Raw genomic sequence first — 26,086 nt, 5'->3', positions numbered from 1 at the left:
CATTGGCTTTGGAGCGAATACAGTTTTGAAAGGCATGAAAACCAATGTGGGAGCGAGCTTGCTCGCGATGACGGTGTGTCAGTCAACGAATATGTCGACTGTCAGACCGCTATCGCGAGCAAGCTCGCTCCCACAGGGTTTTGTGTGTGTCTTTAGATGTTCAGCAGTTGCAAACGCTGACGAACCGAAGCCTCGATCCCGGCCTCATCCAGCCCACACTCCGCCAGCATCTGCGCAGGCTTGGCATGCTCTACATAGCTGTCCGGCAAGCCCAGATGCAGCACCGACTTGAGGATGTTTTCCCGGGCGAGGAATTCGCTGACCGCACCACCGGCGCCGCCCATGATCGCGTTTTCTTCGATGGTCACCAGCAGTTCGTGACTGCCGGCGATTTCGCGAACCAGTGCTTCATCCAGCGGCTTGACGAAGCGCATGTCGACCACGGTCGCATCCAGCGTCTGGGCGACTTTCAGCGCTTCGGCCAGTTGCACGCCGAACACCAGCAGGGCGACCTTGCTGCCCTGGCGGCGAACCACGCCCTTGCCGATTTCGATCGGCTCGAGATCTTTTTCGATCGTCGCGTTCGGGCCGGAGCCCCGCGGATAACGCACCGCCGCCGGACCTTCGAACAGATGGCCGGTGGTGAGCATCTTGCGCAGTTCGTTTTCGTCGCTCGGGGTCATCACCAGCATGCCGGGGATGCAACGCAGGAACGACAGGTCGAAGCTGCCGGCGTGCGTCGGGCCGTCTTCGCCCACCAGGCCTGCACGGTCGATAGCGAACAATACGTCGAGGTTTTGCACCGCGACGTCATGTACCAGCTGGTCATAGCCCCGTTGCAGGAACGTCGAATAGATCGCCACCACCGGTTTGGCGCCTTCGCACGCCATGCCGGCGGCGAGGGTCACGGCGTGTTGCTCGGCAATCGCCACGTCGAAATAGCGCGACGGGAAACGTTCGCTGAAGGCCACCAGGTCGGAGCCTTCTTTCATTGCCGGGGTAATGCCTACCAAACGCGAGTCGGCAGCCGCCATGTCGCACAGCCATTCGCCGAACACACCGGAGTACTTCGGCCCGCTGGCTTTCTTCGGCGCAGCGGCCGGCGCATCGACCGGTTCCAGCTTGGTGATGGCGTGGTAACCGATCGGGTCGACTTCCGCCGGGGCGAAGCCTTTGCCTTTCTTGGTGACGACGTGCAGGAACTGCGGGCCTTTCAGGTCGCGCATGTTGCGCAGCGTGGCGATCAGGGTCGGCAGGTCATGGCCATCGATCGGGCCGATGTAGTTCCAGCCCAGCTCTTCGAACAGCGTGCCGGGAACCAGCATGCCTTTGGCATATTCCTCGGTGCGACGGGCGATTTCCCAGGCGCCGGGCAGGCGCGACAGGACCTTTTTGCTGCCTTCGCGCATGCTGGCATACGTGCGGCTGGAAAGAATCTTCGCCAGGTAGTTCGATAGCCCGCCGACATTGCGCGAGATCGACATGTCGTTGTCGTTGAGGATCACCAGCATGTTGGCGTTCACTTCCGGCGCGTGGTTCAGCGCCTCGAACGCCATGCCGGCAGTCAATGCACCGTCGCCGATCACCGCAATCGCCTTGCGATCGCTGTTCTGCAGGCGGGCGGCAATGGCCATGCCCAGCGCTGCGCTGATCGAAGTGCTGGAGTGGCCGACGCCAAAGGTGTCGTATTCACTTTCGGAACGACGCGGGAAGGCGGCGACGCCATCCTTCTGGCGCAGGGTGCCCATGCGCTCGCGGCGGCCCGTGAGGATTTTGTGCGGATACGCCTGATGACCCACGTCCCACACCAGCCGGTCGTCCGGGGTGTCGAAAACGTAATGCAACGCGATGGTCAGCTCGATGACGCCCAGGCCGGCACCGAAATGGCCGCCGGTCTGACCGACCGTATAGAGCAATTCCAGGCGCAACTCATCGGCCAGGGTTTCCAGCTCGGCTTCGCCTAACCGGCGCAGGCCGTCCGGCGTGTTGGCACGGTCGAGCAGGGGCGTGGTCGGGCGCTTGCGGGGAATCTCATGAAACGTCGTGGGCATCAGGCGAATCGTTATAGGTATAAAAGATGCGGCAGTTTACCTGATGCATCGCCCCCTGCCCACGCGTTGGTTTTAACTTGGGGATACGCTGTCAGCTGCGCCGGCCGACGATATAACGGGCCAGGTCGCGCAACGGCTCGGCTGCCGCGTCAAACGGTCGCAGGGCATGCAGGGCCTGATCGCGCAGTTCCAGAGCGTAAGCCTTGGCGGCATCGAGGCCGAGCAGGGCCGGATAGGTGGGTTTATCGCGAGCAATGTCGGCGCCCTGGCGTTTGCCGAGGGTGGCGGTATCGCTTTCGACGTCGAGAATGTCGTCCTGCACCTGGAACGCCAGGCCGATGGCCTGTGCATAAGCCTGCAACGACTTCAGTTGGTCTTTTTCGGCACGGCCACTGGCCAGGGCGCCGAGTTTGACGCTGGCCTCGATCAGCGCACCGGTCTTGTGTCGATGCATGTACTCGAGGGCTTGTTGATCGAGCTTCAAACCGACCGAGCCGAGGTCGATGGCTTGGCCGCCGACCATGCCCGCCGGGCCTGCCGCCAACGCCAGGGCGCTGACCATCTGCAGGCGGATCTCGGCGTCCGTAGCGCTCAGGCGCGGGTCGAGCAGGGCGCTGAAGGCCAGGCTCTGCAAACCGTCGCCGGCCAGGATCGCGCAGGCTTCGTCGAATTTCTTGTGCGTCGTCGGCTGGCCACGACGCAAGTCGTCGTCATCCATGGCCGGCAAATCGTCATGCACCAGGGAATAGGCGTGGATCAGCTCCACGGCACACGCCGCGCCATTGGCTTGCTCAACCTTGCCGCCCAGCGCTTCGCAGGCGGCATAGGCCAGCAACGGGCGCACCCGTTTGCCGCCATTCATGACGCTGTAGCGCATGGCTTCGTAAAGACGTGCAAGCTCAGGGCCGGGCGCGACGAACAGGCTTTCCAGTGCTGCGTTGACGCGAGCCTGGCTGGTTGCCGAATACGCTGCAATCATTCTGGCAAATCCGCGTCGAAAGGTTCCTCGGCCAGCTCGCCATCACGCTCGAGCAGCACTTGAACCTTCTGCTCGGCCTGGGCCAGCGCCGCCTGGCAATCGCGGGTCAGGCCGATGCCCTGCTCGAAAGCCGTCAGCGAGTCTTCCAGCGACAATTCACCATTCTCCAGACGCTCGACCAGCGTTTGCAGTTCAGCGAGTGATTGTTCGAAATCCAGTGCAGCTTTTTTGCGGGCCATGGCGGCTATTTCCGGTTGACGTTAAACCGGCGCGACACTAGCAGACATGGGGGGTATGGGCAAATGAGCGGGGAATTTGGAGCTGCCATTGAGGTTCAAACACACCCGGTGGCGAGGGAGCTTGCTCCCGCTGGAGCGCGCCACGCCCCCTAAACCCTAAGCCCATTTCGCATTCGGCGATTTGCGACTGCTGCGCAGTCGAGCAGGAGCAAGTTCCCTCGCCACAAAATGTGTCGTCCCTAACAGTGATGTGAGTTATTCGGCTCATTTTGTGAGCCGAATAAGCTCCCTATTCGGCTCACGCCAAGCTAATTCCATAATTTCCGCCGCAAATAGAGATCTATCTGATTGTTAAAAAACCGCCGGGTGACTAACCTTCGCGTCTTCTACGACCCAATATTCACGGGTCTTTCAGACGAAACGCAGTATCTGGATCTGTAATGCGCCGAGGATCAGGCGCAAGGTTTTCGTCATGCATGGCAGGAGGCGTCACATGCGTTCATTGCTTCTACTGCTGATGGGGCTGCTCTGCGCGATTGCTGCGAGGGCCGAGCCCGCGGCCCAGATGTCGGAACCGGTAGGCGGCTGGCGCTACAACGGCCTGCTGGATCGCAGTGAACAGCCTCAAGTCGCCTATCCCACGCCGCCCATTGATCGCGGCATACAGCGCAACCGCACCATGATCGAAGGCCAGCTCAAGGCCATCGGCACCCAGCGCGGGCCCCATACCCTGGCGGTCAACGGCAACACCCTCAATCTCTACACCGACGACCAGGGACGTTTTGCCCGGCCGTATGCGTTTGGTGCCGGCTCCAACAGCGTCGAAGTGCGCAGTGCCGAAGGCAAGTCGCTCAAACGCGTTCAATTCTTTGAAGCCAACAACCTGCGAACTCCGGCGCGCATTCGCGTGGTGCTGGGTTGGGACGATCCCAAGGCCGAGCTCGACCTGCACATCGTTACCCCGGATGGCCAGCATGCGTTCTGGGCGCGCCCGGCGATGAGCAACGGCGGTGGCCTGGACCCGGATGGGGTCGATGGGCCCGGCCCGGAAATGTTCACCATGACCGCGCCGATGCGTGGCACCTATCTGGTTTATGTGAACTATTGGGGCAACTTCGGCAGTGGCGGCTATAACTTCGATGAGCGCGGTAACCAGAACGAGGTGATCACCTCGCAAATCAACCTGGTACTGAACGAAAACACCGTCGACGAGAAACGCGAGACCTTCATCGTGCCCCTGCGTGCGATCGGTGACCTGCTGCTGGTCAAGACTTTCAACTATTGAACATCCCGTACCACGGATGAATTGGGTGTTGTGAAATGAGCGATAACACTGTGACGCCGGCCGCCGCCGCACCCGCCGCCAAACCTTCCCGGCGCTGGCCGGTGCTGCTGGGCGGGCTGTTCCTGGTGGCGGGCGTAGCGGCCGGGTTGGGCTGGTTAATGCACCAGCCCAAGACACCGCCGGTGCAATTGGCCAGCGACAAGCTGGGCATGAGCCGGCCGGACGGATTGCTCGAAACCCATTCCTTGAGCCAATTGCCCAAGGACTTGCTGGCGGTGCCGTTTCTCAAGGAAACCCTCACCGAAGATTTCGTCTTCTATTACCAAACCCATGGCGATCGCCTCGGCTTGATCGGCAGTCTGCGGCGGATCATCTACGAGCATGACCTGAAACTGCAGGACAGCCTCATCGAGCAGCTGTTCGATCAGCCGGCGGACGTGGCGCTGTGGCGCGGGGCGGATGGCCGGCTCAAGGATTTCCTGTTGGTGATGGATCGCGGTGGCCTGGCCAAGCTGCTGGAGCCGCTGGCCAAAGTGGCGCTGGATGATACGCAGCTGACCAGGCTCGGCGACGTGAAAGTCGGTGCCGATGACGTCGCGCTGTATCAACTCAACTACAACGCCAGCAAGGCCTTGGTGTTCGCCTCCCATGGCGACAAACTGGTGGTGCTGTCCAATCCCTCCAGGCTCTATGATCCAGGCAGCGGCGCGACAGAAGAGCCGGGCAGCGTTTCGACCCAGGCCATCGCCGCGTTGCTCAACGGCGAAAAACTGTTCCCCGAAGCCTTCGGCCTGCAACCTCGTGCGCCGCAGGTGAAGCAACGCCTGTCAGTCAATTCAAGCGTCCTGGCCATGGGTTATCAGCGTTTTATCCCCAACTTCGCCGGCCTGCGCTTCGACATGGACGACAAGGGCTGGCACAGCTTTCTCGCCATGGATGAGCTGGACAACCAGCCGGACTTCGATTTCAAGCCGATCTGGCAAGCCATGCCGATGGGGGCCAGCGCTTGTGTGGCCTTGCCCCTGGCTGCCGAGCAACAGCAACCGCTGCTGGTAAAACTCGGTGCGGAAGAAGCGGTGGCCCGGGCGCTGACCGAACACATGGCGGGTGCCGCCGGCCTGTGCTGGTATGCCGATTCGCGGCTCTATACGCCTTTGTTGGTGGCCAGCCTGAACGACGACGATAGCGCGAAGCTCGACGGCGACCTGGGCAACCTGTTCGGCTCGATGGTCGGCGCTTACGAAGGCAAGGTCCAGGAACACGTGTTCCCGGTGGTCGAGAAGCAGGAAGGTGCAACCCATCAGTGGCAGCGCCAGGTCAGCTCCAACTTCGGCCCCTATAAGGCCAAGGATGCCGAGCAACCGGACGCGATCAGCGGTAAGGCATTCATGCGCGTGAGCCTGGCGCGCCACGGTTCGACGCTGCTGTTTTCCCTCGACGACAAACTGGTCGACAAGGCCCTTGGCACCCTCGACAAGCGCTTCCCGCCGATGGCGGACGTCGTGCCCAAGGACCTGCTGATGCCGGTGTACTTCGGCCCGGATTCCATGGCGCAACTGATGCAACAGGAAACCCTCGACAGCCTGCCGCAAGACATGGAGCCAGTGTTTTACAACGCCGCGCAAACCTACCTGATCCCGAAACTGCGCAAGCTCGGTGGCTACGGAAAATATGCCCTGACCCTGCCCGAAGGCAGCGAACCGGACGGCCACTGGCAGTGGCTGCCGCTGGAATGGAAAGCCCTGTGACCGCGCTCATTCGAGGCCTCGGACTGTTGGCGCTGTTGCTTGGCAGTCGCGTATTGGCGACTGAGGCCGCGGCGCTCGACCCGCAGCAATCCCAGGTATTCCGCGCCTGGTTCGTGCGCATCGCCCAGGAACAACTGACTCAGGGCCCGAGCCCGCGCTGGTATCAGCAGGACTGCGCCGGCCTGGTGCGGTTCGCCGCCAACGAAGCGTTGAAAGTGCATGACGATAAATGGCTGCGCAGCAACGGCCTGTCCAACCGCTACCTGCCACCGGAACTGCAACTGAGCGACGCGCAACGAAACCTCGCCCGGCAATGGCAGCAAGGCGGCGGCAAGGTCGGGCCCTACGTCAACGCCATCAAGCTGATCCAGTTCAACAGCCATTTGGTCGGCCGCGATATAGCGCAGGCCAGGCCCGGCGACCTGATGTTTTTCGATCAGGGCGACGACCAGCACCTGATGATCTGGATGGGCCGCTACATCGCCTATCACACCGGCACTACCACTCCCACTGACAACGGCATGCGCTCCGCAAGCTTGCAACAACTTATGACATGGAAGGACACCCTATGGATACCCGACGCAGCCAACCCCAACTTCATCGGCGTCTATCGACTGAAATTTCTCTCCCAATGATCGGTGCCCGCATGCTGCGTTTTCTGCCTCTGCTGTTGGTATGGATGCTGCCTTTTTCGGCGGTGTATGCCGAAGACACCGTCGAACCAAGCGGCTACACACCAGTGGCCGGTGAAAGCTTTTTCCTGCTGGCCGACAGCAGCTTCGCCAGCGACGAACAGGCGGTGGTGCGCCTCGAAGCGCCGGGCCGTGACTATCGCCGGTTTCGCATGGAGCCTTACGGCGGCGCCGATATTCGCGTGTATCGGATCGACAAACCGCTGGATTTCCTCAAACGCCAGAAGAACCTGCACCGGGTGGTCAGCGATGGTCAGTTCAAGGGCGAAGGCTTGTCGAACACCCTCGCGTACCTGTGGGACAACTGGTACCGCAAATCCCGTCGGGTGATGCAACGGGCGTTTTCCTACGAATCGCGTAAACAAGTGACCGAGCAAGTGCCGGAATTGAAGATGGGTACTGCCATCGCCGCACCCACGCCCTACGACGCGCAGCCGCAATTTGCGCTGATTCCGGGACTACCGGTGATCAGCCAATTCCGTTATCCGCTGTGGCAAGCCAAACCGATCCAGCCGCCCGCAGGTGTGAACCTCGCCGGTTCTTCCAGCGAGTTTGTCAGCGTTGCACCGGGCAATGTGTACATCCCGTTGGGCAACCTGAAGCCGGGCCTGTACCTGGTCGAAGCGCTGATCGGCAAGTACCGCGCGACCACCATGGTCTTTGTCTCCAACACGGTGGCGGTGAGCAAGATTGCCGGCGACGAACTGCTGGTCTGGGCCGCGCGCAAACACCAAGGCAGTTCGGTGCCGAAGGTCAATGTGCTGTGGACCGATGGCCTCGGCGTGATGAGCAGTGGCGCCACCGATGCCGATGGCTTGCTGCGCCTGAAACACGTCAGCCCCGAGCGGTCGTTCGTGATCGGCGAGGACGAAGAAGGCGGCGTGTTCGTCTCCGAAAACTTCTATTACGACAGCGAAATCTATGACACCAAACTCTATGCCTTCACCGACCGGCCGCTGTATCGGCCGGGGGACTGGGTGTCGCTGAAAATCGTCGGCCGCGAGTTCAAGAATGCGCGGGATTCGGTGCAGCCGACCGCCGCTGACGTCAACGTTACCGTGCTCGATGCCACCGGCACGGCGTTGCAATCGCTGGTGCTGAAACTCGATTCCAAGGCAGGGACCCAGGGTCGCTTCCAGTTGCCTGACAACGCTGTGGCGGGCGGTTATGAACTGCGCTTCAACTACAAGGATCAGGCCTACAGCAGCGCCTTCCGTGTCGCTGAATACATCAAGCCGCACTTTGAAATCTCGCTCAACCTCGCCAGGCAGGATTACGGCACCGGTGAACCGGTCAACGGCAGCCTGGTGCTGCTGTACCCGGACGGCAAACCCGTGGCCAATGCCAAATTGAGCCTCAGCCTGCGCGCCCAACAACTGTCGATGGTCGACAACGAGCTGCAATACCTGGGGCAATTCCCGGTGGAGCTGACCAGCACCGAACTGACCACCGATTCCAAGGGCAACGCGACCCTCGATCTGCCGGCCGCCGAGAAGCCGAGCCGCTACATGCTCACCGTGTTTGCCAGCGATGGCGCGGCGTATCGGGTCAAGACCACCAAGGAAATCCTCATCGACCGCGGCGCCGCGAGTTTGCGCTTGAGCGCGCCGCAGCGGTTCAGTGCGGTCGGTGACAAGGTGGCGTTCGACTACCGTAACGAAGGCGGCAACGAGCAGAGTAAAGCGGTCACGCCGGGCAGCTATGGCTGGGTGCGTCTGGAAGACCAGAGTACGGGCGAGGGCAAGCTGGCGGCCACCGATAAAGGCTTTACGCTGGCGTTCGAGCGTCCAGGCACTTACAACCTGACCTTGAAGGACGATCATGGCCGGGTCATCGGCGCCACCGGCCATTCGGTCACCGGCGATGGCGTCAAAGCCGTGCCCGGCACCGTTGAAATCGTCCTCGATAAAGCGCAGTACCAGGCCGGCGATGAAGCGCTGGCCCTGATCACTTTCCCTGAGCCGGTCAGCGATGCATTGCTGTCGCTGGAGCGGGACAAAGTCGAGGCCACGGCGCTGCTGTCCAAGGGCGGCGACTGGCTGCAGATGGAAAAACTCAGCGAGACGCAATACCGCGCGCGCATTCCGGTGAAAGACAACTTCGCGCCCAACCTGACCTTCTCCGTGCTCTACACCAAGAGCGGCCAGTACAGCTTCCAGAATGCCGGGATCAAGGTGATTGCGCCGCAAATCGACGTAGCGATCACCACCGATAAAGAGGCGTATCAGCCTGGCGACACAGTCTCGGTCGACCTCACCACCCAGTTCGCCGGCAAGCCGATTCCAGCGCACCTGACGGTCAGTGTGGTGGACGAAATGGTCTACGCGCTGCAACCGGAAGTCGCGCCGAGCATCGACCAGTTCTTCTATCACCCGCGGCGCAACAACGTGCGCACCAGCGCCAGCCTGTCGTTCATCAGCTACGACGTGGCACTGCCGGGCAGCCCAGGTGCGCCGGGCAAGGCCAACCGCAGCGAGCGCGGGGTGAAAGTGCTGGAACGGCCGCGCCGCGAAGACGTGGATACCGCCGCATGGCAGCCGGAACTGGTGACCGATGCCAATGGCAAAACCCGCTTTACCTTCAAGATGCCGGATTCGTTGACCCGCTGGCGCATCACTGCCCGGGCCATTGCCGACGACGGTCAGGTCGGGCAGAAGAAACAGTTCGTGCGTTCGGAAAAACCACTGTACTTGAAGTGGAGTGGCCCGACCCGATTCCGCAGCGGCGACAAACCGGACTTGGGTGTATTCGCCTTCAGCCAGGCCGAGAAACCGCTGGCGGCTGAACTGGTGATTCATTATGGCGGCACCGAACAGCGGGTCCCGGTAACGTTGAATAACGGCATCAACTACATCGCATTACCGACATTCGCATTGGCCAGCGGCGAGTGGACCGCCGAGTTGGTGCAGGAAGGCAAAACCGCTGACGCCCTGGCCGTTCGCCTGACCGCCACCGGTGAAGGCTGGCAGGTGATCCAGAGCCAAAGCCTGGAGGTCGCTCGTGGTGATACGCCACTGACCTTGCCGGCGGACGCGACGGATATTCGCCTGCGCCTGGATGACAGTGCGCAGGCGCTGTTCCGTTCGGCACTGGATGATCTGCTGAGTTATCCATACGGCGGCGTTGAACAAACCGCCAGCCGTCTACTGCCATTGAGCATTGCCTATCCGACGCTGTCGTCGAACCCTCGGATTCGCGATCGCTTGCGCCTGATCATGCAGAACAGCCGCCTGCGCCTGGTGCAAATGGCCGGGCCGTCGGCCAGTTTCACCTGGTGGGGCATGGACGGAGAGCCGGATGCCTTCCTCACCGCTTACGCCTATTTCGCTGACTGGCACGCCAGCAAGGCGCTGCAACTGAGCCTGCCGCCGGAGCACTGGCAGCGGGTGCTGGAGGTCTATGCGAAACAGGCGAAGCACACGCCGCTGTTGCAGCGGGCGCTGATCCTGTCCTTTGCCAGACAGATGCAACTGCCGGTGAACACCTTGCTCAGCGGATTGATGGATGACCTGGCAAAAGCTGGCGAGGGCAGTTCCTCGAACCTGATGGAAGAGGGTGAAGACAGCATCGTCATGAGCGATCAGGATTCGGCGCTCGGGTTGGCCAGTGCCCGCGTGTTGACCGCGTCCCTGGCTCGCCAGGCGAAGGTCGATTTGCCAGAGGCTTTCACTCGGCAGCTGGCGGACGCGCAGCAGCGCCTGGACGTCAGTTTCCAGCCGTTTGCCGAAGCCTTGAATCTGTCGCTGCAAGCCTTCGATCAGGCTCACGCTCAAGCGCTGCTGCAGCGTTTGCTGCCACAGCAATCGACACTGGAGCGTGCCTTGGCGCTGACCTGGTTGCAACGCAGCATCGAGCAGGCATCGCCCGCCGTCGCACTGACGCCGGGTGAAGGCTGGAAGCAGGAGCAGGGCGCTACGGGTGAAGTTTATTGGACGTGGCAGGGGACTTCGCCAGTCCCTGCAGTGCTGTCACTGGCTGGCGCGCAGGAGCGTCCGTTGCGAGCGGCCTTGAGTTTCCAGACCCGGCAACCGCCGGTTGAACCGATGGCCGTGACCGTCACCCGTCGACTGTCGCGCCTGGTGCCGGGCGATGAAGCCTTCACCTTCAAGCTGGAAGCGGTCGGCGACAAGCCGCTGTCCAGTGACAGCCTGTACCTGGACGAGGTGATCATCACCAGCAAAGCCGCGAAACCATTGCGTTACGGCATGCTCGAAGTGCCGCTGCCACCGGGTGCGGACGTCGAGCGCACGACTTGGGGCATCAAGCTCCTCGGCAAGACGGGTACCGAACCGGCGGCATTGGAGAAGGCCCGTTTCGAACCGGGGCAAATGGCCTACGCCATTCCAGTCGACGCCTTGAGCGGCGAATTGCGCCTGCGCCACCTGGTGCGCTTCTCGCAGAAAGGTCAGTTCAACCTGCCGCCGGTTCGCTTCACCCAGGTCTATGCGCCACAGCATCAGGCCCAGGAACGGAAACCGGCCCTGGGCCAGGTTACGGTGCACTGACATGACCCGGCCCCTGGTCTGGTGGCTGCTGTGCTTGATTCCTGCGCTGGCGACTGCGCAGGATGAGCCTTTGCGCCTGGGCTTCAAGGGTGAACTGCTTGCCTTGAGCCGGACTCAGGTGATCTCCCGTGAGCCGTTGTCTTCCAGATTGGAAACGCCACTGGGCAGCGTGTGGAAGTTGTTCGTTTATGGCTGGCTGGTGGATACCGGCGCGCGGGAACCGGCTTACGAATGTCGCGGACAGTCGAAAGAGGAAGTCTATTGCTGCACGGCGGGTGGCAAGATTGAGCGCGATCAGGCGCTAGTGAAATCCTGCGGGTTGTATTTTGAACCCGAGCGTCTGGGCATTACTGGCGTTGAGTGGCGCCAGTATTGGCAGGCGCGCCAGGCGCCGGAGTGGTTGCTGGACTTGCCGTCGTTGCAGCCTGGCACTCGGGTTGCGGTGACTGAGTTGTTGCAGGCGCTGAGCCTGATGCCGGCGCAGGAGCAGGCGCGTCGGGTATTGCTTGATGTGGTTTTGAACGCCGCCGATGGCAATGTCGTGGGCGAACTTGGCGGCCGGTTGCGGGTGAAAACCTGGAGTTGGCTGGACGATCAGGACCCTGCATCGCGCCAGGGTGGGTTTGCCGGGTGGTTGGCGGATGGAACGCCAATCTGGGCCGGTGGACGAGGAACCAGTCAGAGGTTGTTGCGCAATTACAACGAGGCATTGTCTTCGGTGTTGCCTGTCGAGTGGCCCGCAGACGCGGGGCGTTGCGTCGAAGTCGGGCTGTTTTCCCGCTATCCGATCGGACGCGTTCTCGCGGGGGATCGGGTGGTTGAGTCGGGCCCCATGCAGGGCGACTACCGGGTCGAGTTCGCCAACGGCAACCAACTCGATATCCACAGCGACGGCGAGCTCTTTTTGCTCAAGGACAAACTGGTCGCCCGCCTGGATCGCGAAGAATACGTCGCCCGCGTCCTGCAGCGCGAAGCCCGGGCCGAACCCGCCGAAGCCGCCAAAGCGCTGGCCGTCGCCATCCGCACCTACCTCCTGCAAAACGCCACCCGCACTGGCGACTGCCTGAGCATCGACGACAGCAGCCATCGCCAGCGGGTCGCCCCGCGCCCGGCTACCGCCGAGTCACGCAACATCGCCGCCTGGACCAGCGATCTGGTCCTCGCCGGCAGCACCGTCACCTACCACTCCGACCAGCCCGGCCCAGACAAACTCTCCTGGCAACACGCCGTCGAACAAGCCAGCGCCGGCCAACGCTACGACACCATCCTGCTGCACGCCTATCCGCGCGCCAGTCTCAGCCGCTGGGACAACCCCGTGGCCTCCTGCCAGGCACTTCCCGCCGCCCAGGACTGGCTACAACAACAGCGCCGCGGCTGGCGTCAACGCCTGGAAAGCGAAACCGGCTACAACGAAGTCAGCACCTTCGCCGTCTGCCGCCTGGCCTTCGGCCGCCCCTATGTCGACCGCGAACGCCAGCGCCTGTACGTGCGCGGCGTGCTGTCGCTGCAAGACCGACTCGACCTGACCCACGAATACCTGCACCTGGCCTTCGAAGCACACCCCAACGGCCAGGATGAAACCTACATCGAAGGGCTCGCCCGCCACCTTTTGCTGGAATAGTCCATGAAACTCCGTTATCCACAGGTCTTGCTGTTCCTTTGCGCCTGTTGCGCATTGCCGATGTCGATGGTCGCCAACGCCGCGGTCAAACTCGACACGCCAATGGGTGGCTGGCGTACCGGCGCCCCTGAAGGTGAAGGCGAAAACTTTCGCCAGGTCGTCAACTACCCCGCGTCCTCGGTGAACACCCCGGTCGGGCAGGCCAACACCGCACGCATCACCGGCCAGATCAACGCCACGCCGAAGTCCAAGGAACCCGGCCGGTTGATCGTCAATGGCGTCAGCATGCCGCTGAAGATCGATCCCGCTGGCCAGTTCGATCGACCGTTTTCGTTCCCCAACGGCAGCAACAGCGTCGAAGTACGTAGCCCGGACGGCCAGCAACGCCACCGCACGCAATTCCTCAATACCAGCGGCGGCGCGACGCCAGCCAAATTGCGCGTGCTGCTGGCGTGGGACAGCGATGGCACGGATCTGGACCTGCACCTGATTACCCCGGATGGCGCGCACATCTGGTACGGCGATCGCGTCGTTGCCAATGGAGCGGCACTCGATGTGGACGTGACGACAGGCTACGGCCCGGAAATCTTCGCCATGCCTGCGCCGATCAAGGGGCAGTATCTGGTGTATGTGAATTACTTCGGCGGCGGGTACCGCAGTGATGAAGAGGGGCAGGGGGATGCAGTGCAGCCGCTGACCACGGCGCAGGTGACGGTGATTACGGAGGAGGGGACGCCGGATGAGAAGATGGAGACGTTTCTGGTGCCGATGCGGGCGGTGGGGGAGTTGACGTTGGTTAAGGGGTTTAGTTATCCGTGAGGGAAAAAGTCTTAGCAGAGTTGTTGATTGAGGCTCACAAGCTACAAATTTTGCTTCTCTGGACAAAATTGTAGCTTTCAAGCTACAAAATTGACTGATGATTAAAAACCATAATGGATGTTGCGATTTTTGTGTCACAGAGGCTACAGTAATCGACGAAGTGACGATTTTTGATGCTCAGAGGCTACAAATGACGACTCTGTTTGACGTTGCCGATATGTTGAAGCAGGCCCGAGGCAAAGCCCGCTTGAGTCAGGAAGCATTGGCTAAACGTGCTGGCGTATCCCGTTCGACCGTGGCGCGCATGGAGACGATGGCTAAAGGCGATATGAGCGTCTCGGCGTTCGTGCGCCTGTTGGAAGCGGCCGGGTATGACTTGAAGCTGGTGAAGGCCGGACATGAGCGTACCGTTGAAGACATCCTGGCCGAGCAGCGCTCCGGAGTTTCTGAATAATGATTTTAGATGTTCATGTCAGCGCAAGAACGGTCGCCAAACTCTACCGAGAGCGCGATGAGTACATTTTGAAGTACTTGCCTGGGACGGAAAATGGGGACTTCGTCAGCTTGGCGTTACCTGTTCGGGAGGAGCCTTGGCGGTGGCCCCGCGATCTGTTCCCGTTTTTTCGGCAGAACTTGCCTGAGGGATATTTGCTAGGGGTGATCCGTGAGGAATTTGGCGCATTGCTCGACGGCACCGATCTTTCATTGCTGGCTGTAATCGGTGGCGCCGGAATTGGGCGGGTGACCGTCACGCCTAAAGGCGTCGCACCGGGCGCCGAAATGGAGCCCTTGGAAATTGACCAATTATTGACCGCCGAAAACACCACAGAACATTTTGCTGCACTGGTGCGACGTTACGCACGAGCGGCGATATCGGGAGTAGTACCTAAATTCATAGCGACAGATGTCAAACATCACGATTTGCCCTTGGGCAAACCCACCCTGCGTACTGGTTTTCACATCATCAAAGGCTCGGACGACACGACACCCTATCTGGGCTTCAACGAGTTCTACACCATGCGTGTGCTGGAGCGATTGCAGGTCGTACCGGTAGCCACCTGCAACATGTCGGACGATGGGCGAATATTGGTAGTGGATCGTTTCGACGTCGATGAGCACGGTCAACCGCGTTGCGGGCTGGAAGATGCGTGTGGATTGTTGGGGCTTCCGCCTCATGAGAAATACGCAACCACCACCGAGCGAGTATGGAAGGCCACCCGCCCCTACATAACCGGAGACCGGCTACGTGAGCAGCGTGAGCACTTCGGCTGGCACATTTTGGCGAACTACGTAGTGCGAAACGCCGACTGTCACGCCAAAAACATCGCGCTCTATTACACTTCACGAGCCGACGTCGCCTTCACACCAATCTATGACTTGGTGACCACTCAGGCTTATCCCCGTTTCGCCTCGAATCCCCCAGGTTTATCTGTGGGCGGTCGGCAGACCTGGGCGCCGGGCCGCACGCTCGAGATCTTCTTCAATGGTGTTTTGGGGATTCCCCCGCGTCAGTACGCCATGATGGTCGAGCAATTGTGCGAGTCGGCTATCACGGTGGGAAAAGAAGTGATCGAAGCCGCGAAAAACGAGCCAGCCTGGCGTGATGTGGCCAAACACATGGTGCATGCCTGGAACGAGGGTATGGAAACGTTACGGAGTTCGAGAGCAGCTCCGCAATTTCGAGGGTTGGATACCGCCATTACGGAGGCGGGGTTCTCAGGCCCGCGAGCAGCAGAAAGTAGTCGAGAACAGATTGGCCGTTCCGAGTTGTTGGCTCCGAGAAAACGCAGGTAAACCCCGTATCAAGGCAATACTCGCCGACCCAATGCTGAGGGGTATTAATCGGGCATGATCAAATTCGAGGCTTTAGGTCATCCAGGCTTACCTTGACTCGCTGAGGGGCGGCAAGACGTTCGGTGACCACTGCGATGAGGACTTCATCCTCTTCGCTAAGTAAGGCTGCCTTGAAAGGCAATTTGCCTCGTTCGGCGACGTATTGAAGGGTTTGGCGCAGAACCTCGGATGGCGTCACCCCGAGTTTCTCTAACGCTGCAAATGAACGCTGCTTCAGGTCGTCGTCAATGCGAATGTTAATGGAAGCCATGGTGAGATACCTGTAATGACGTTCGTCGTTACGATAGCTGTTACGCTCCAAGCCCGACAACCCTTCTTTCAGGCATTAAAAAGCCGGCTTGTGGCCGGCTTCTCGGGGACTGGCTTGGTTTATTTTTGGTAAACCGCGCCAGCCTTCAAAACGTACACCCGGATCTTGCGTCCGGCTGTGGGACTCGGCGAGAAAGTGATCCGCCTGGTCGGTGCGATCTGAGCCTTGGGAAAGGGTCGATGCGCAAATGTGGGGCGCAGCATACTGATTTTTTTGGAGAATTCCCAGCTTGGTGTGTGAGATAGGGCTGTCGGGGATGCTTTAGACCATGGAGCAGACCTGGATTTGAGGGTGAATGTTCTGCCGCCTTTGCTGGCAAGCCAGCTCCTACAGGGGGGGTGTGATGGCGAAGAAGAATCGCGGCATTACAAGAACGGTACGGGCGGCCTGCGTTTGTTCAGGGTCGACCACCAGAAGACCCAGCCCAATACCCTGATGTTCTGTTCTTCAATTTGCGCGGCTCTGAAGATCTCATCCGGGTATTCGGCGCTGTTGTGGCTGCGCATGCGTAGCGCATTGCCTGGAATTCGATGCAGGTATTTGATCCGCAACATACCGTCATGCTCGATGGCGTAGATCTCTCCGTCGATAATTTGCGTGAGCCCGCGGTCGATGGCGAGGATCGAGCCGTCTTCAATCCTTTCGGCCATGCTGTTGCCGATCATGCGGGCGCAGATGGCGTCGGCGTGGTTGATTTCCAGGGAGTCGAGATCGCTACGCGGCAGGCGGATGGATTGGCCGGGATCCTTCATGACCTGCGTTTTGTGGGTACCCGGCGGGATGACTGTTTCTTTATAGAAGGGCAGTTCGACATCGGTCGGCTCGATGACCCTGTAGATGCCGCGGAGCGCCTGGGCGTCGAAGGTGTAGCCGGATTCGTCGAGTAGACGCAGTTCTTTGGCGTCTTTCGGGCCTTCGCCGGTTTTCAACCATTCGCTATTGACGGATAGCTTTCTGGCGACTTCTTCCATGCAGTGGGCGGGCACACCGCGGGCGTACCAGTTGTGGACGTTTTGCGGCGCCGTGTCGAGGAATTCGGCGAACCCTGTCGTCGTAATGTTCGCCGCTGCGAGGAGCGCTTTAAACCGTGGACCGCTAGTATTTTTTTTCATGAACGCGAGTCTACTGGCGCCGGGTGGGGCTTTGAATAAACGAACTGTTCAATTTGCGAGGGAAATTTAGACCGGATGTAAGACGCTTTTCGGGACAATTAAACAACAAAACCCATATTCGCAGACCACTATACGGAGCGTTTAAAAATCGTTTTTCAGACGCCCACAAAAAACCCCGGATCAACCGGGGTTTTCCTGCAGCTTGCAGCTAAACGCTGACAGCTGGCTTTAGCCTTTATAGGCAGCAACCGACTTCATGATCTCTGTACGAGCGGCTTCTGCGTCGCCCCAGCCTTCGATCTTCACCCATTTGCCTTTTTCGAGGTCTTTGTAGTTCTCGAAGAAGTGCTTAATCTGTTCCAGCAGCAGAGGTGGCAGATCGGTGTATTCCTTCACGTCGACGTACAGCTGGGACAGCTTGTCGTGTGGGACTGCGATGACTTTGGCATCGCCGCCACCGTCGTCGGTCATGTGCAGGATGCCGACCGGACGGGCGCGGATGACCGAGCCTGGAGCAACCGGGTAAGGGGTCACGACCAGCACGTCGAGGGGGTCACCGTCGTCGGCCAGGGTGTTCGGGATGAAACCGTAGTTGGCCGGGTAGAACATCGGGGTGGCCATGAAACGGTCAACGAACAGGCAATCGCTGTCTTTGTCGATTTCGTATTTGATCGGCGCGTGGTTGGCCGGGATCTCGATCGCGACGTAGATGTCGTTCGGCAGGTCTTTGCCAGCCGGAATCTTGCTGTAGCTCATTGGGCGGTGCCCCCGTTAGTTGACCAAAAACACTTGGCCGGATTGACCAAAAAGTGGCGGCGATTATAGGCATATTCCGCCACCGTTGCTATGGACCAGAGGTCGTGTAGACCTTAGTCGCGTGCCTCATGTGCCTGATAGACCGGGTCTTCGGCCAGAAGTTGCCGCAGCCGGGCCAGCGGGTCCTGGCGGTAGAACAGCTTCAACTGCTCATAGACCCGAGGATACGCCTCATGTAGCAAATCCGGGGCGCTGAAGAAGTATTCACTGGTGACCGCGAAGAATTCGGCGGCGTTTTCCGCCGCGTACGGGTCGATGGCGGTTTCGGCGTCGGGATTGAGCTCCAGTTGCCGATCAAGGTCGTCGTAAGCTTCTTGCATCACCTTGGCCCAGTCGCTGACCCGCATGTCGGTGTGCAGTGGCGGCAGGCCGTTGGCGTCGCCGTTGAGCATGTCGAGTTTGTGCGCAAGTTCGTGGATCACCAGGTTGTAGCCTTCCCAGCCGCCACTGGCCATCACGCCGGGCCAGGCCAGGATGACCGGGCCTTGTTGCCAGGCTTCACCGCTGTGCTCGCCATCCCACTCATGCTCGACGCCGCTGGCGTCACGATGGCGTTGGGGGCTGAGGAAATCGTCGGGGTAGAGGACGATTTCGTGGAAACCCTGATACCAGTTCAGATCGCCCAGATGCAGCAGCGGCAGTTGTGCCTGGGCGGCGAGCAGCAGGCGCTGCTCCTGATGCAGTTCGACGCCGGGCAGGGCAGTCAGGTGCTTGTCTTCGAGAAACAGCACGCAGGCTTCGCGCAGCCACTGGTCCTCGGCGGCGCTGAGGCCATCGAGAAAACTCAGGTGATGGCGCACCCGCTGCCACAGGTCGTCGGCAATCGGATGCCTGGCCAGGATGCGCCGGCGACGCCAGGCGCTAAGCGACCACATGCCGGATCAGCGCGGGTGGGCTTTGGACGCGGCGTTGCCGAAGCGGCTGCGGACGATGCCGATGATCATTGGCACCAGCGACAGCAGGATGATGCCCACGACCAGCAGCGACAGGTTTTGCTTGATGAACGGCACGTTGCCAAAGTAGTAGCCGAGGGTGACCAGGCCGCCGACCCACAGGATGGTACCGAGGACGCTGAATGCAAAAAAACGCGGGTAAGGCATTCTTGCCACTCCGGCGACGAACGGTGCAAAGGTGCGGATGATCGGCAGGAAACGCGCCAGGGTCACGGTCTTGCCACCGTGCTTGTCGTAGAAATCATGGGTTTGTTGCAGGTAATCGCGACGGAAGATCTTCGAGTTCGGGTTACTGAAGAGCTTTTCCCCCGCCGTTCGTCCGATCACGTAGTTGGTGCTGTCGCCCAGGATCGCCGCCAGCATCAGCAGGCCACCCAGCAGTACCGGGTCCATGCCGCCCCCGGCCGCGACGGCGCCGGCGATGAACAATAGGGAATCGCCCGGCAGGAATGGCATCACCACCAGGCCGGTCTCGCAGAAGATCACCAAAAACAGGATGGCGTAGATCCATGGCCCGTAGTTGTTCACCAGCAAGTCGAGGTAAACATCGAGATGCAGGATAAGGTCGAGCGGGTTGAAATCCATGGAGGCACCTGGGGTGACGGCCCGACTCGGCGGGCCTGTGCGGATGACTTCGCGAAAGCCTACAGATGGGAGTAGTTTTTCTTACAAGCCGGAAAGGTCAGCATTATACGGGCTGAGTGGTGAAAAGCGCGTCGAGTTTGTAGCGGGGGATTTCGCACAGGGCGGACAGTGGGATGCGGTATGTTTTTGCAGGAGCAAGCTTGCTTGCGATGCACCTGAGAACGCTGCGGGGTATCAGGTTTGCAGCGTTATCGTTGACGAACATCGCGAGCAAGCTCGCTCCTACAGTTATCCGGAGTGGATCAGAGCCCGTCGCTGATCGGCAACACGTAGTTCTTGAACTCGGTGTCTTCCTTGAATCCGATGGATTCATAGGTTTTCTGCGCCACCTCGTTGTTGCTGCTGGTGGAAACACGCATGCGTACGGCATTGGTTTCCTTGGCCATCTTCTTCGCCGTCCGGATCAGGTTGTCGGCCACCAACTGGCGGCGGGCATCTTCGGCGACGTAGATGTCGTTGAGAATCCACACGCGCTTGAGCGAAAGCGACGAAAAGCTCGGGTACAACTGACAGAAACCCATCAGTCTGTTGGTTTCGTCGTCGGCCAGGGCCAGATAGATCACCGATTCCTTGCGCCGCAGGCGCTTCTCGAGAAACGCCCGGGATGAGTCCGGATACGGCAACGAGCCGTAAAACTCGCGATATTTGACGAATAACGGGGTCAGCAGGTCCAGGTGTTCGAGGGTCGCTTGAATAATCCGCATTGGTAGGTCTCGTCTTCAAGTGGCTGTCGTACGTGGTGACGGCGATGGGAAACCCTTGGCGGCCGTGCCTCGATCCTGCCTGAAACCGGAATGGAAACGCAATGCGGAAACGCTTCAGGCATCCAGCGGGCCCAGTAGGAAATTTCCTTTCATACCTGCTTCAGAGTCCGCATCCAGCGTCTGAACCTGAGCCTCGTCCTTGAGATTCACCCCCGACAACTGCCGCCGGCAGGCTTCGCGCATCAGATAAAGCAACCGATGCGCGGCCATGCCGTAACTCAGGCCCTCGAGTCGCACGTTGGAGATGCAATTGCGATAGGCATCGGTCAGGCCGACCTTGGGGTTATAAGTGAAATATAATCCCAGGCTGTCTGGCGAGCTCAGGCCAGGGCGCTCACCGATCATGATGATGACCATCCTGGCGCCCAGCAGCTCGCCGATCTCGTCGGCCACGGCCACGCGGCCTTGCTCAACCAGAACCACAGGGGAAATAGACCAGCCTTCAACCTCGATCTGTTCTTCCATTCGTGTCAGGAATGGCACGCTGTGGCGATGAACGGCCAGGGCTGACAAGCCGTCGGCGACGACGATGGCCAGGTCGACGCCACCGGGATTGGCCGCTGCGTGATTGCGCAGGATCTGCGCCGACCCCTCGCTCAACTTTCGCCCCAGGTCCGGGCGCTGCAAGTAGCTGTTACGGTCCGTTGCCGCGCTGTGCAGCAACAGGCTTTCACGCCCGCGCGCCGCCAGTTGCGAACTGAGCCCGACATGGTCGAACGGCAAGTGCACCGCATCCCGGGCCTGGGCGTGGGCGTACTGGAAATCCAGCTGCGCACTGGTCGGCATACTGGTGCCGGTGCGGCCCAAGGCGATCCGCGCCGGCGTCAGGCGGCGCAATTCCAGCAGCGGGTTCTGCTGATCAACAGGTGGTTTATCCATTACAACACTCATCCCAGTTGCGCCATGGCCTGACGGAAGGCCGGTGGCAGGCTGTCGCCAAAGTGAATCTTGCCGTCCGCCTGGGTGAAGATGCCCATGGTTGCCAGCCATTTTTCGAACTCTGGCGCCGGTTTCAACCCCAGGGTCTGACGCGCGTAGAGCGCGTCGTGGAACGACGTGGTCTGGTAGTTGAGCATGATGTCGTCGGAACCGGGGATGCCCATGATGAAGTTGATCCCGGCCACGCCGAGCAGGGTCAGCAGGGTGTCCATGTCATCCTGGTCGGCTTCGGCGTGGTTGGTATAGCAGATATCGCAGCCCATCGGCACGCCCAGCAGCTTGCCGCAAAAGTGGTCTTCGAGGCCGGCGCGGATGATTTGCTTGCCGTTGTACAGGTATTCCGGGCCGATGAACCCCACGACGGTGTTCACCAGGAACGGTTTGAAATGTCGCGCCACGGCGTAGGCGCGGGTCTCACAGGTCTGTTGATCGATGCCGTGGTGGGCATTGGCCGACAGGGCGCTGCCCTGGCCGGTCTCGAAATACATCAGGTTCTGGCCCAGGGTGCCGCGATTCAGGCTCAGACCGGCGTCGTAGCCTTCTTGCAATACGTTTAGGTTGATCCCGAAGCTGGCGTTGGCCGCTTCGGTGCCGGCGATGGACTGGAACACCAGGTCCAGCGGAACACCGCGATTGATCGCCTCAATCGAGGTGGTGACGTGGGTCAGCACGCAGGCTTGAGTGGGAATCTCGTAGCGCTGGATGATGGCATCGAGCATTTCCAGCATGGCGCAGATGGAGGTTAGGCTGTCGGTGGCCGGGTTGATGCCGATCATCGCGTCGCCATTGCCGTACAGCAGGCCGTCGAGAATGCTTGCGGCAATGCCGGCCGGCTCGTCGGTGGGGTGGTTCGGCTGCAGGCGGGTCGATAACCGGCCGCGCAGGCCCAGCGTGCCACGGAATCGAGTGACCACACGGATTTTCTGCGCCACCAGTACCAGATCCTGCACGCGCATGATCTTTGACACGGCGGCGACCATTTCCGGGGTCAGGCCGGGGGCGAGGGCGCGCAGGCTCTGTTCGTCGGCGGCATCGCTGAGCAGCCAGTCGCGAAAGCCGCCGACGGTGAGGTGGCTGACGACGGCGAAAGCCTGTTTGTCGTGAGTGTCGATGATCAGGCGGGTGACTTCATCGGACTCGTAGGGAATCAGTACTTCCTGCAGGAAGTGAGTGAGGGGAATATTCGCCAGCGCCATCTGCGCGGCAACCCGCTCGCCATCATTGAGGGCGGCGACGCCAGCCAGGAAGTCCCCGGAGCGCGCAGGGCTGGCCTTGGCCATCACTTCCTTGAGGCTTTCGAAGCGATAGGTCTGTGCGCCGACCGTGTGAGCAAAACTTGCCATAAAGATTCTCCGTGACGGCGCAGACAGGGTCTGCGCCGTAGTGTCCGGCCTAATGCAGGGCTTCTTCAGCTTTCTGGATGGCCGCGAATTCTTCTTCGGGCGTACCGGCTACCAGGTGATGCCGACTGTAGAAGGCAAAGTAAGCAATTAACACTCCATAGATGATCGCGGCGCCGATCACTACGCGCGGATCCACCAGAAAACCTGCTACCACGGCGATGCAAGCCAGCACCAAGGCGACACCCGAGGTGAAAATTCCACCTGGGGTGCGATATGGCCGATCCATTTTGGGGCGCCGAATACGCAGCGTGATGTGCGCCGCCATCATCAAGACGTAGGAAATGGTCGCGCCGAATACCGCCACCAGGATCAGCAAGTCGCCCTGACCGGTCAGCGACAACCCGAACCCGATGATGCCGGGGATAATCAAGGCCAGTACGGGAGCTTTGCTTTTATTGGTTTCTGACAGTTTGCGCGGCAGGTAGCCGGCTCGGGACAGGGCGAAAATCTGTCGTGAGTAGGCGTAGATGATCGAGAAGAAACTGGCAATCAGACCCGCCAGACCCACCAGATTGACGAAGTGGCCCATCCAGGTCGAGCCGCCGTAGGCCTTGCTCAGCGCTTCGACCAATGGGTTGCCCGAGGTCACCAGGGCATTGGCGCCCGCGCCGCCAGGGCCGATCACCAGAATCAGCAGGGCAAAGCTCACCAGCACCAGCATGGCGCCGATCAGCCCGCGGGGCAGGTCGCGTTTCGGGTTTTTGGTTTCTTCCGCCGCCAGTGGCACGCCTTCGACAGCCAGGAAGAACCAGATGGCATAGGGAATGGCTGCCCAGACGCCGACATAGCCGAAAGGCAGGAAGCTGCTGGCGCCCTTGGCCTCGGTCACCGGGATGTCGAGCAGGTTGGCGACGCTGAAGTGCGGGACCATGCTGACCAGAAACACACCCAGTGCCAGGGCGGCGACGGCGGTGATGCCGAACATCAGTTTCAGCGCTTCGCCGACCCCGAAAATGTGAATGGCGATAAAGATGATGTAAAACGCCAGGTAAATCATCCAGCCGCCGATGCCGAACAACGATTGGCAATAAGCGCCGATAAACACCGCGATCGCCGCCGGGGCGATGGCGTATTCGATCAGTATCGCGGTGCCGGTCAGGAACCCTCCCCAGGGGCCGAATGCGCTACGGGCAAAACCGTAGCCGCCGCCAGCGGTAGGGATCATGGAAGACAGTTCCGCCAGGGAAAAGCACATGCACAGGTACATGGTGGCCATCAGCAGCGTGGCGAGAAACATGCCGCCCCAGCCCCCCTGGGCCAGGCCGAAGTTCCACCCCGCGTAATCGCCGGAGATGACGTAGGCCACGCCGAGGCCAACCAGCAGGACCCAGCCTGCCGCGCCTTTTTTGAGTTCCCGTTGCTGGAAATAGTCGGAGCCGACTTTTTCAAAGTCCACAGATGAGCCGGGCGCCGAAGCACCAGGGTATTCGCTGGGCATAGGATTTACCTTTTTTATTGTTTTTAATGCGGACCCCTGTAGGAGCGAGCTTGCTCGCGAAGGACGTGAGGGCGCTGCGTACATCCAGGCAGCCCTCGTCATCGTTGACGTCCATCGCGAGCAAGCTCGCTCCTACATGGTTTTGCGGTGTTTCAGCCCGGTTAGAAGAAACCCAGCGGATTGGTGTCGTAGCTCACCAGCAGGTTTTTGGTCTGCTGATAGTGATCGAGCATCATCTTGTGGGTTTCACGACCGACGCCGGACTTCTTGTAACCACCGAACGCGGCGTGCGCCGGGTACAGGTGATAGCAGTTGGTCCACACACGACCGGCCTTGATGGCGCGGCCCATGCGGTAGGCGCGGTTGATGTCGCGGGTCCAGAGACCGGCGCCCAGGCCGAACTCGGTGTCGTTGGCGATGGCCAAGGCTTCGGCTTCGTCCTTGAAGGTGGTGATGCTCACCACCGGGCCAAAGATTTCTTCCTGGAACACGCGCATTTTGTTGGTGCCCTTGAGCAGGGTCGGCTGGATGTAATACCCGGTCGCCAGGTTGCCCTCGAGTTTTTCCACCTTGCCGCCGGTCAGCAACTCGGCGCCTTCGCCCTTGGCAATTTCCAGGTACGAAAGGATTTTGTCGAATTGCTGCTCGGACGCCTGGGCGCCGACCATGGTGTCGGTGTCCAGCGGGTCGCCACGTTTGATCGACAGTACTTTCTTCATCACGACTTTCATGAAGTCGTCGTAGATCGACTCTTGCACCAATGCGCGGGAAGGGCAGGTGCAGACTTCGCCCTGATTGAAGAACGCCAGCACCAGGCCTTCGGCGGCTTTTTCGATGAAGGTTTCTTCGGCTTGCATGATGTCGGCGAAGAATATGTTCGGCGACTTGCCACCCAGCTCCACGGTGGACGGAATGATGTTTTCGGCGGCGCATTTCATGATGTGCGAGCCGACCGGGGTCGAGCCGGTGAAGGCGATCTTAGCGATGCGTTTGCTGGTGGCCAGTGCTTCGCCGGCTTCTTTGCCGAAGCCTTGCACGACGTTTAGCACGCCCGGCGGCAGCAGGTCGCCGATCAGCTCCATGAGCACGGTAATGCCCAGTGGGGTTTGTTCGGCAGGCTTGAGCACCACGCAGTTGCCGGCCGCCAGGGCCGGGGCGAGTTTCCAGGCAGCCATCAGGATCGGGAAGTTCCACGGGATGATCTGCCCGACCACGCCCAGCGGTTCATGGATGTGATAGGCCACGGTGTTGCCATCGATCTCGGCGGCGCTGCCTTCCTGGGCACGGATGCAACCGGCGAAGTAGCGGAAATGGTCGGCCGCCAGTGGGATGTCGGCGTTGAGGGTTTCACGCACGGCTTTGCCGTTGTCCCAGGATTCGGTGATCGCCAGGACTTCCAGGTTCTGTTCGATGCGGTCGGCGATTTTCAGCAGCACCAGCGAGCGAGCCTGGGCGGACGTGGCGCCCCAGGCATCGGCTGCGGCGTGGGCAGCGTCCAGGGCTTTGTCGATGTCTTCGGCCGTGGAACGCGGGAATTCGGCAATCGGTTGGCCATTTACTGGCGAGGTATTGGTGAAGTACTGACCTTTAACAGGCGCGACGAACTCGCCGCCGATGTAGTTACCGTATTTGCTCTTGAACGAAACGATAGCGCCTTCAGTACCGGGGTGAGCGTAACGCATGATGTTTTCTCCTTGGCTTTTGTACTTATAAGGGAGCGCGCATGAGCGCTTGCTATAAGCTTAGAGCAAAGGTCGGGCCACTGCGCTGCAGGTCAGGTAAATCAAGGCCTTGCGCGATTTTTGTCGGACAGGCGGGCCGGGCATGTGACGCTTTCGGTACAGCCACCGTGACACTTTGTACCGTTTGTGGCACAGCTTGTGACCGGGTGGTCTTGCCAGCATTGCAATGCG

General features: G+C 60.4%; 21 protein-coding genes. 8 read left to right on the top strand and 13 right to left on the bottom strand.

Features of this window, described 5'->3' with window-relative positions:
• Nucleotides 1–152 precede the first annotated feature (152 nt).
• From dxs to ACA041_RS28600, 3 genes are all read right to left on the bottom strand, one after another.
• A complete protein-coding gene (dxs, locus tag ACA041_RS28610; protein WP_497438860.1) occupies nucleotides 153–2,051 on the bottom strand; it encodes a 1-deoxy-D-xylulose-5-phosphate synthase in 1,899 nt (632 codons plus the stop codon).
• Between the two features lie 91 nt (nucleotides 2,052–2,142).
• On the bottom strand, nucleotides 2,143–3,030 hold the full coding sequence (ispA, locus tag ACA041_RS28605; protein WP_497438859.1) for a (2E,6E)-farnesyl diphosphate synthase: 888 nt from the start codon (nucleotides 3,028–3,030) through the stop codon (nucleotides 2,143–2,145).
• Nucleotides 3,027–3,269: an exodeoxyribonuclease VII small subunit gene (locus ACA041_RS28600; protein ID WP_064680011.1), complete on the bottom strand. Its 243-nt coding sequence runs from the start codon at nucleotides 3,267–3,269 to the stop codon at nucleotides 3,027–3,029. Before ACA041_RS28600 ends, ispA begins: the two co-directional genes overlap by 4 nt.
• A gap of 493 nt (nucleotides 3,270–3,762) precedes the next feature.
• Between ACA041_RS28600 and ACA041_RS28595 the strand changes: the two genes are divergently transcribed.
• The 8 genes from ACA041_RS28595 (at nucleotide 3,763) to ACA041_RS28560 (ending at nucleotide 15,733) form a co-directional block, all read left to right on the top strand.
• Entirely contained in the window at nucleotides 3,763–4,554 is a 792-nt protein-coding gene (locus tag ACA041_RS28595; protein WP_497438858.1) for a YfaP family protein, read from the top strand.
• Nucleotides 4,555–4,589: 35 nt separating this feature from the next.
• Nucleotides 4,590–6,302 carry a DUF2138 domain-containing protein gene (locus tag ACA041_RS28590; RefSeq protein ID WP_497438857.1) on the top strand — a complete coding sequence of 571 codons (1,713 nt, stop codon included), beginning with the start codon at nucleotides 4,590–4,592 and terminating at the stop codon, nucleotides 6,300–6,302.
• Nucleotides 6,287–6,937 (top strand): DUF1175 domain-containing protein, encoded by a 651-nt coding sequence (locus ACA041_RS28585; protein WP_497438856.1) that lies wholly within the window; start codon nucleotides 6,287–6,289, stop codon nucleotides 6,935–6,937. The genes ACA041_RS28590 and ACA041_RS28585 overlap by 16 nt, the downstream gene beginning before the upstream one ends.
• A complete protein-coding gene (locus ACA041_RS28580) occupies nucleotides 6,934–11,499 on the top strand; it encodes an alpha-2-macroglobulin family protein (RefSeq protein ID WP_497442193.1) in 4,566 nt (1,521 codons plus the stop codon). Before ACA041_RS28585 ends, ACA041_RS28580 begins: the two co-directional genes overlap by 4 nt.
• Before the next feature lies 1 nt (nucleotide 11,500).
• Nucleotides 11,501–13,120: a DUF2300 domain-containing protein gene (locus ACA041_RS28575; RefSeq protein ID WP_497438855.1), complete on the top strand. Its 1,620-nt coding sequence runs from the start codon at nucleotides 11,501–11,503 to the stop codon at nucleotides 13,118–13,120.
• Between the two features lie 3 nt (nucleotides 13,121–13,123).
• Nucleotides 13,124–13,939 (top strand): YfaP family protein, encoded by an 816-nt coding sequence (locus ACA041_RS28570; RefSeq protein ID WP_497438854.1) that lies wholly within the window; start codon nucleotides 13,124–13,126, stop codon nucleotides 13,937–13,939.
• A gap of 190 nt (nucleotides 13,940–14,129) precedes the next feature.
• On the top strand, nucleotides 14,130–14,393 hold the full coding sequence (locus ACA041_RS28565; protein WP_150801135.1) for a helix-turn-helix domain-containing protein: 264 nt from the start codon (nucleotides 14,130–14,132) through the stop codon (nucleotides 14,391–14,393).
• Nucleotides 14,393–15,733 carry a type II toxin-antitoxin system HipA family toxin gene (locus ACA041_RS28560; protein ID WP_497438853.1) on the top strand — a complete coding sequence of 447 codons (1,341 nt, stop codon included), beginning with the start codon at nucleotides 14,393–14,395 and terminating at the stop codon, nucleotides 15,731–15,733. Before ACA041_RS28565 ends, ACA041_RS28560 begins: the two co-directional genes overlap by 1 nt.
• Nucleotides 15,734–15,791: 58 nt before the next feature.
• On the opposite strand, the gene ACA041_RS28555 is transcribed toward ACA041_RS28560, so the two are convergent.
• The 10 genes from ACA041_RS28555 to exaC form a co-directional block, all read right to left on the bottom strand.
• Nucleotides 15,792–16,043, bottom strand: coding sequence for a type II toxin-antitoxin system RelB/DinJ family antitoxin (locus ACA041_RS28555; RefSeq protein WP_497438852.1), 252 nt, complete (start codon nucleotides 16,041–16,043; stop codon nucleotides 15,792–15,794).
• A 425-nt stretch (nucleotides 16,044–16,468) separates the two neighbouring features.
• Nucleotides 16,469–17,215, bottom strand: a complete 747-nt coding sequence (locus tag ACA041_RS28550) for a S24 family peptidase (RefSeq protein WP_497438851.1) — start codon at nucleotides 17,213–17,215, stop codon at nucleotides 16,469–16,471.
• A gap of 228 nt (nucleotides 17,216–17,443) precedes the next feature.
• A complete protein-coding gene (gene ppa, locus ACA041_RS28545) occupies nucleotides 17,444–17,971 on the bottom strand; it encodes an inorganic diphosphatase (RefSeq protein WP_028620880.1) in 528 nt (175 codons plus the stop codon).
• A 113-nt stretch (nucleotides 17,972–18,084) separates the two neighbouring features.
• Nucleotides 18,085–18,906: a M90 family metallopeptidase gene (locus ACA041_RS28540; RefSeq protein WP_497438850.1), complete on the bottom strand. Its 822-nt coding sequence runs from the start codon at nucleotides 18,904–18,906 to the stop codon at nucleotides 18,085–18,087.
• A gap of 6 nt (nucleotides 18,907–18,912) precedes the next feature.
• The gene (locus tag ACA041_RS28535) at nucleotides 18,913–19,569 is read right to left on the bottom strand and encodes a DedA family protein (protein ID WP_497438849.1); all 657 of its coding nucleotides are present in this window, start codon (nucleotides 19,567–19,569) and stop codon (nucleotides 18,913–18,915) included.
• A 302-nt stretch (nucleotides 19,570–19,871) separates the two neighbouring features.
• Nucleotides 19,872–20,333: a GNAT family N-acetyltransferase gene (locus ACA041_RS28530; protein ID WP_497438848.1), complete on the bottom strand. Its 462-nt coding sequence runs from the start codon at nucleotides 20,331–20,333 to the stop codon at nucleotides 19,872–19,874.
• 114 nt (nucleotides 20,334–20,447) lie between these two features.
• A complete protein-coding gene (eutC, locus tag ACA041_RS28525; protein ID WP_497438847.1) occupies nucleotides 20,448–21,272 on the bottom strand; it encodes an ethanolamine ammonia-lyase subunit EutC in 825 nt (274 codons plus the stop codon).
• An 8-nt stretch (nucleotides 21,273–21,280) separates the two neighbouring features.
• Complete coding sequence (locus tag ACA041_RS28520; RefSeq protein ID WP_497438846.1) at nucleotides 21,281–22,675, bottom strand: ethanolamine ammonia-lyase subunit EutB; 1,395 nt, start codon at nucleotides 22,673–22,675, stop codon at nucleotides 21,281–21,283.
• A 49-nt stretch (nucleotides 22,676–22,724) separates the two neighbouring features.
• Nucleotides 22,725–24,173, bottom strand: a complete 1,449-nt coding sequence (gene eat / locus ACA041_RS28515; RefSeq protein WP_497438845.1) for an ethanolamine permease — start codon at nucleotides 24,171–24,173, stop codon at nucleotides 22,725–22,727.
• Between the two features lie 161 nt (nucleotides 24,174–24,334).
• The gene (gene exaC, locus ACA041_RS28510; RefSeq protein ID WP_497438844.1) at nucleotides 24,335–25,855 is read right to left on the bottom strand and encodes an acetaldehyde dehydrogenase ExaC; all 1,521 of its coding nucleotides are present in this window, start codon (nucleotides 25,853–25,855) and stop codon (nucleotides 24,335–24,337) included.
• Nucleotides 25,856–26,086 lie beyond the last annotated feature (231 nt).

It is taken from the genome of Pseudomonas sp. LBUM1676, assembly GCF_059695605.1.
The sequence above is the reverse complement of the archived record's forward strand: the minus strand, read 5'-3'. Positions and strand labels throughout refer to the sequence as shown.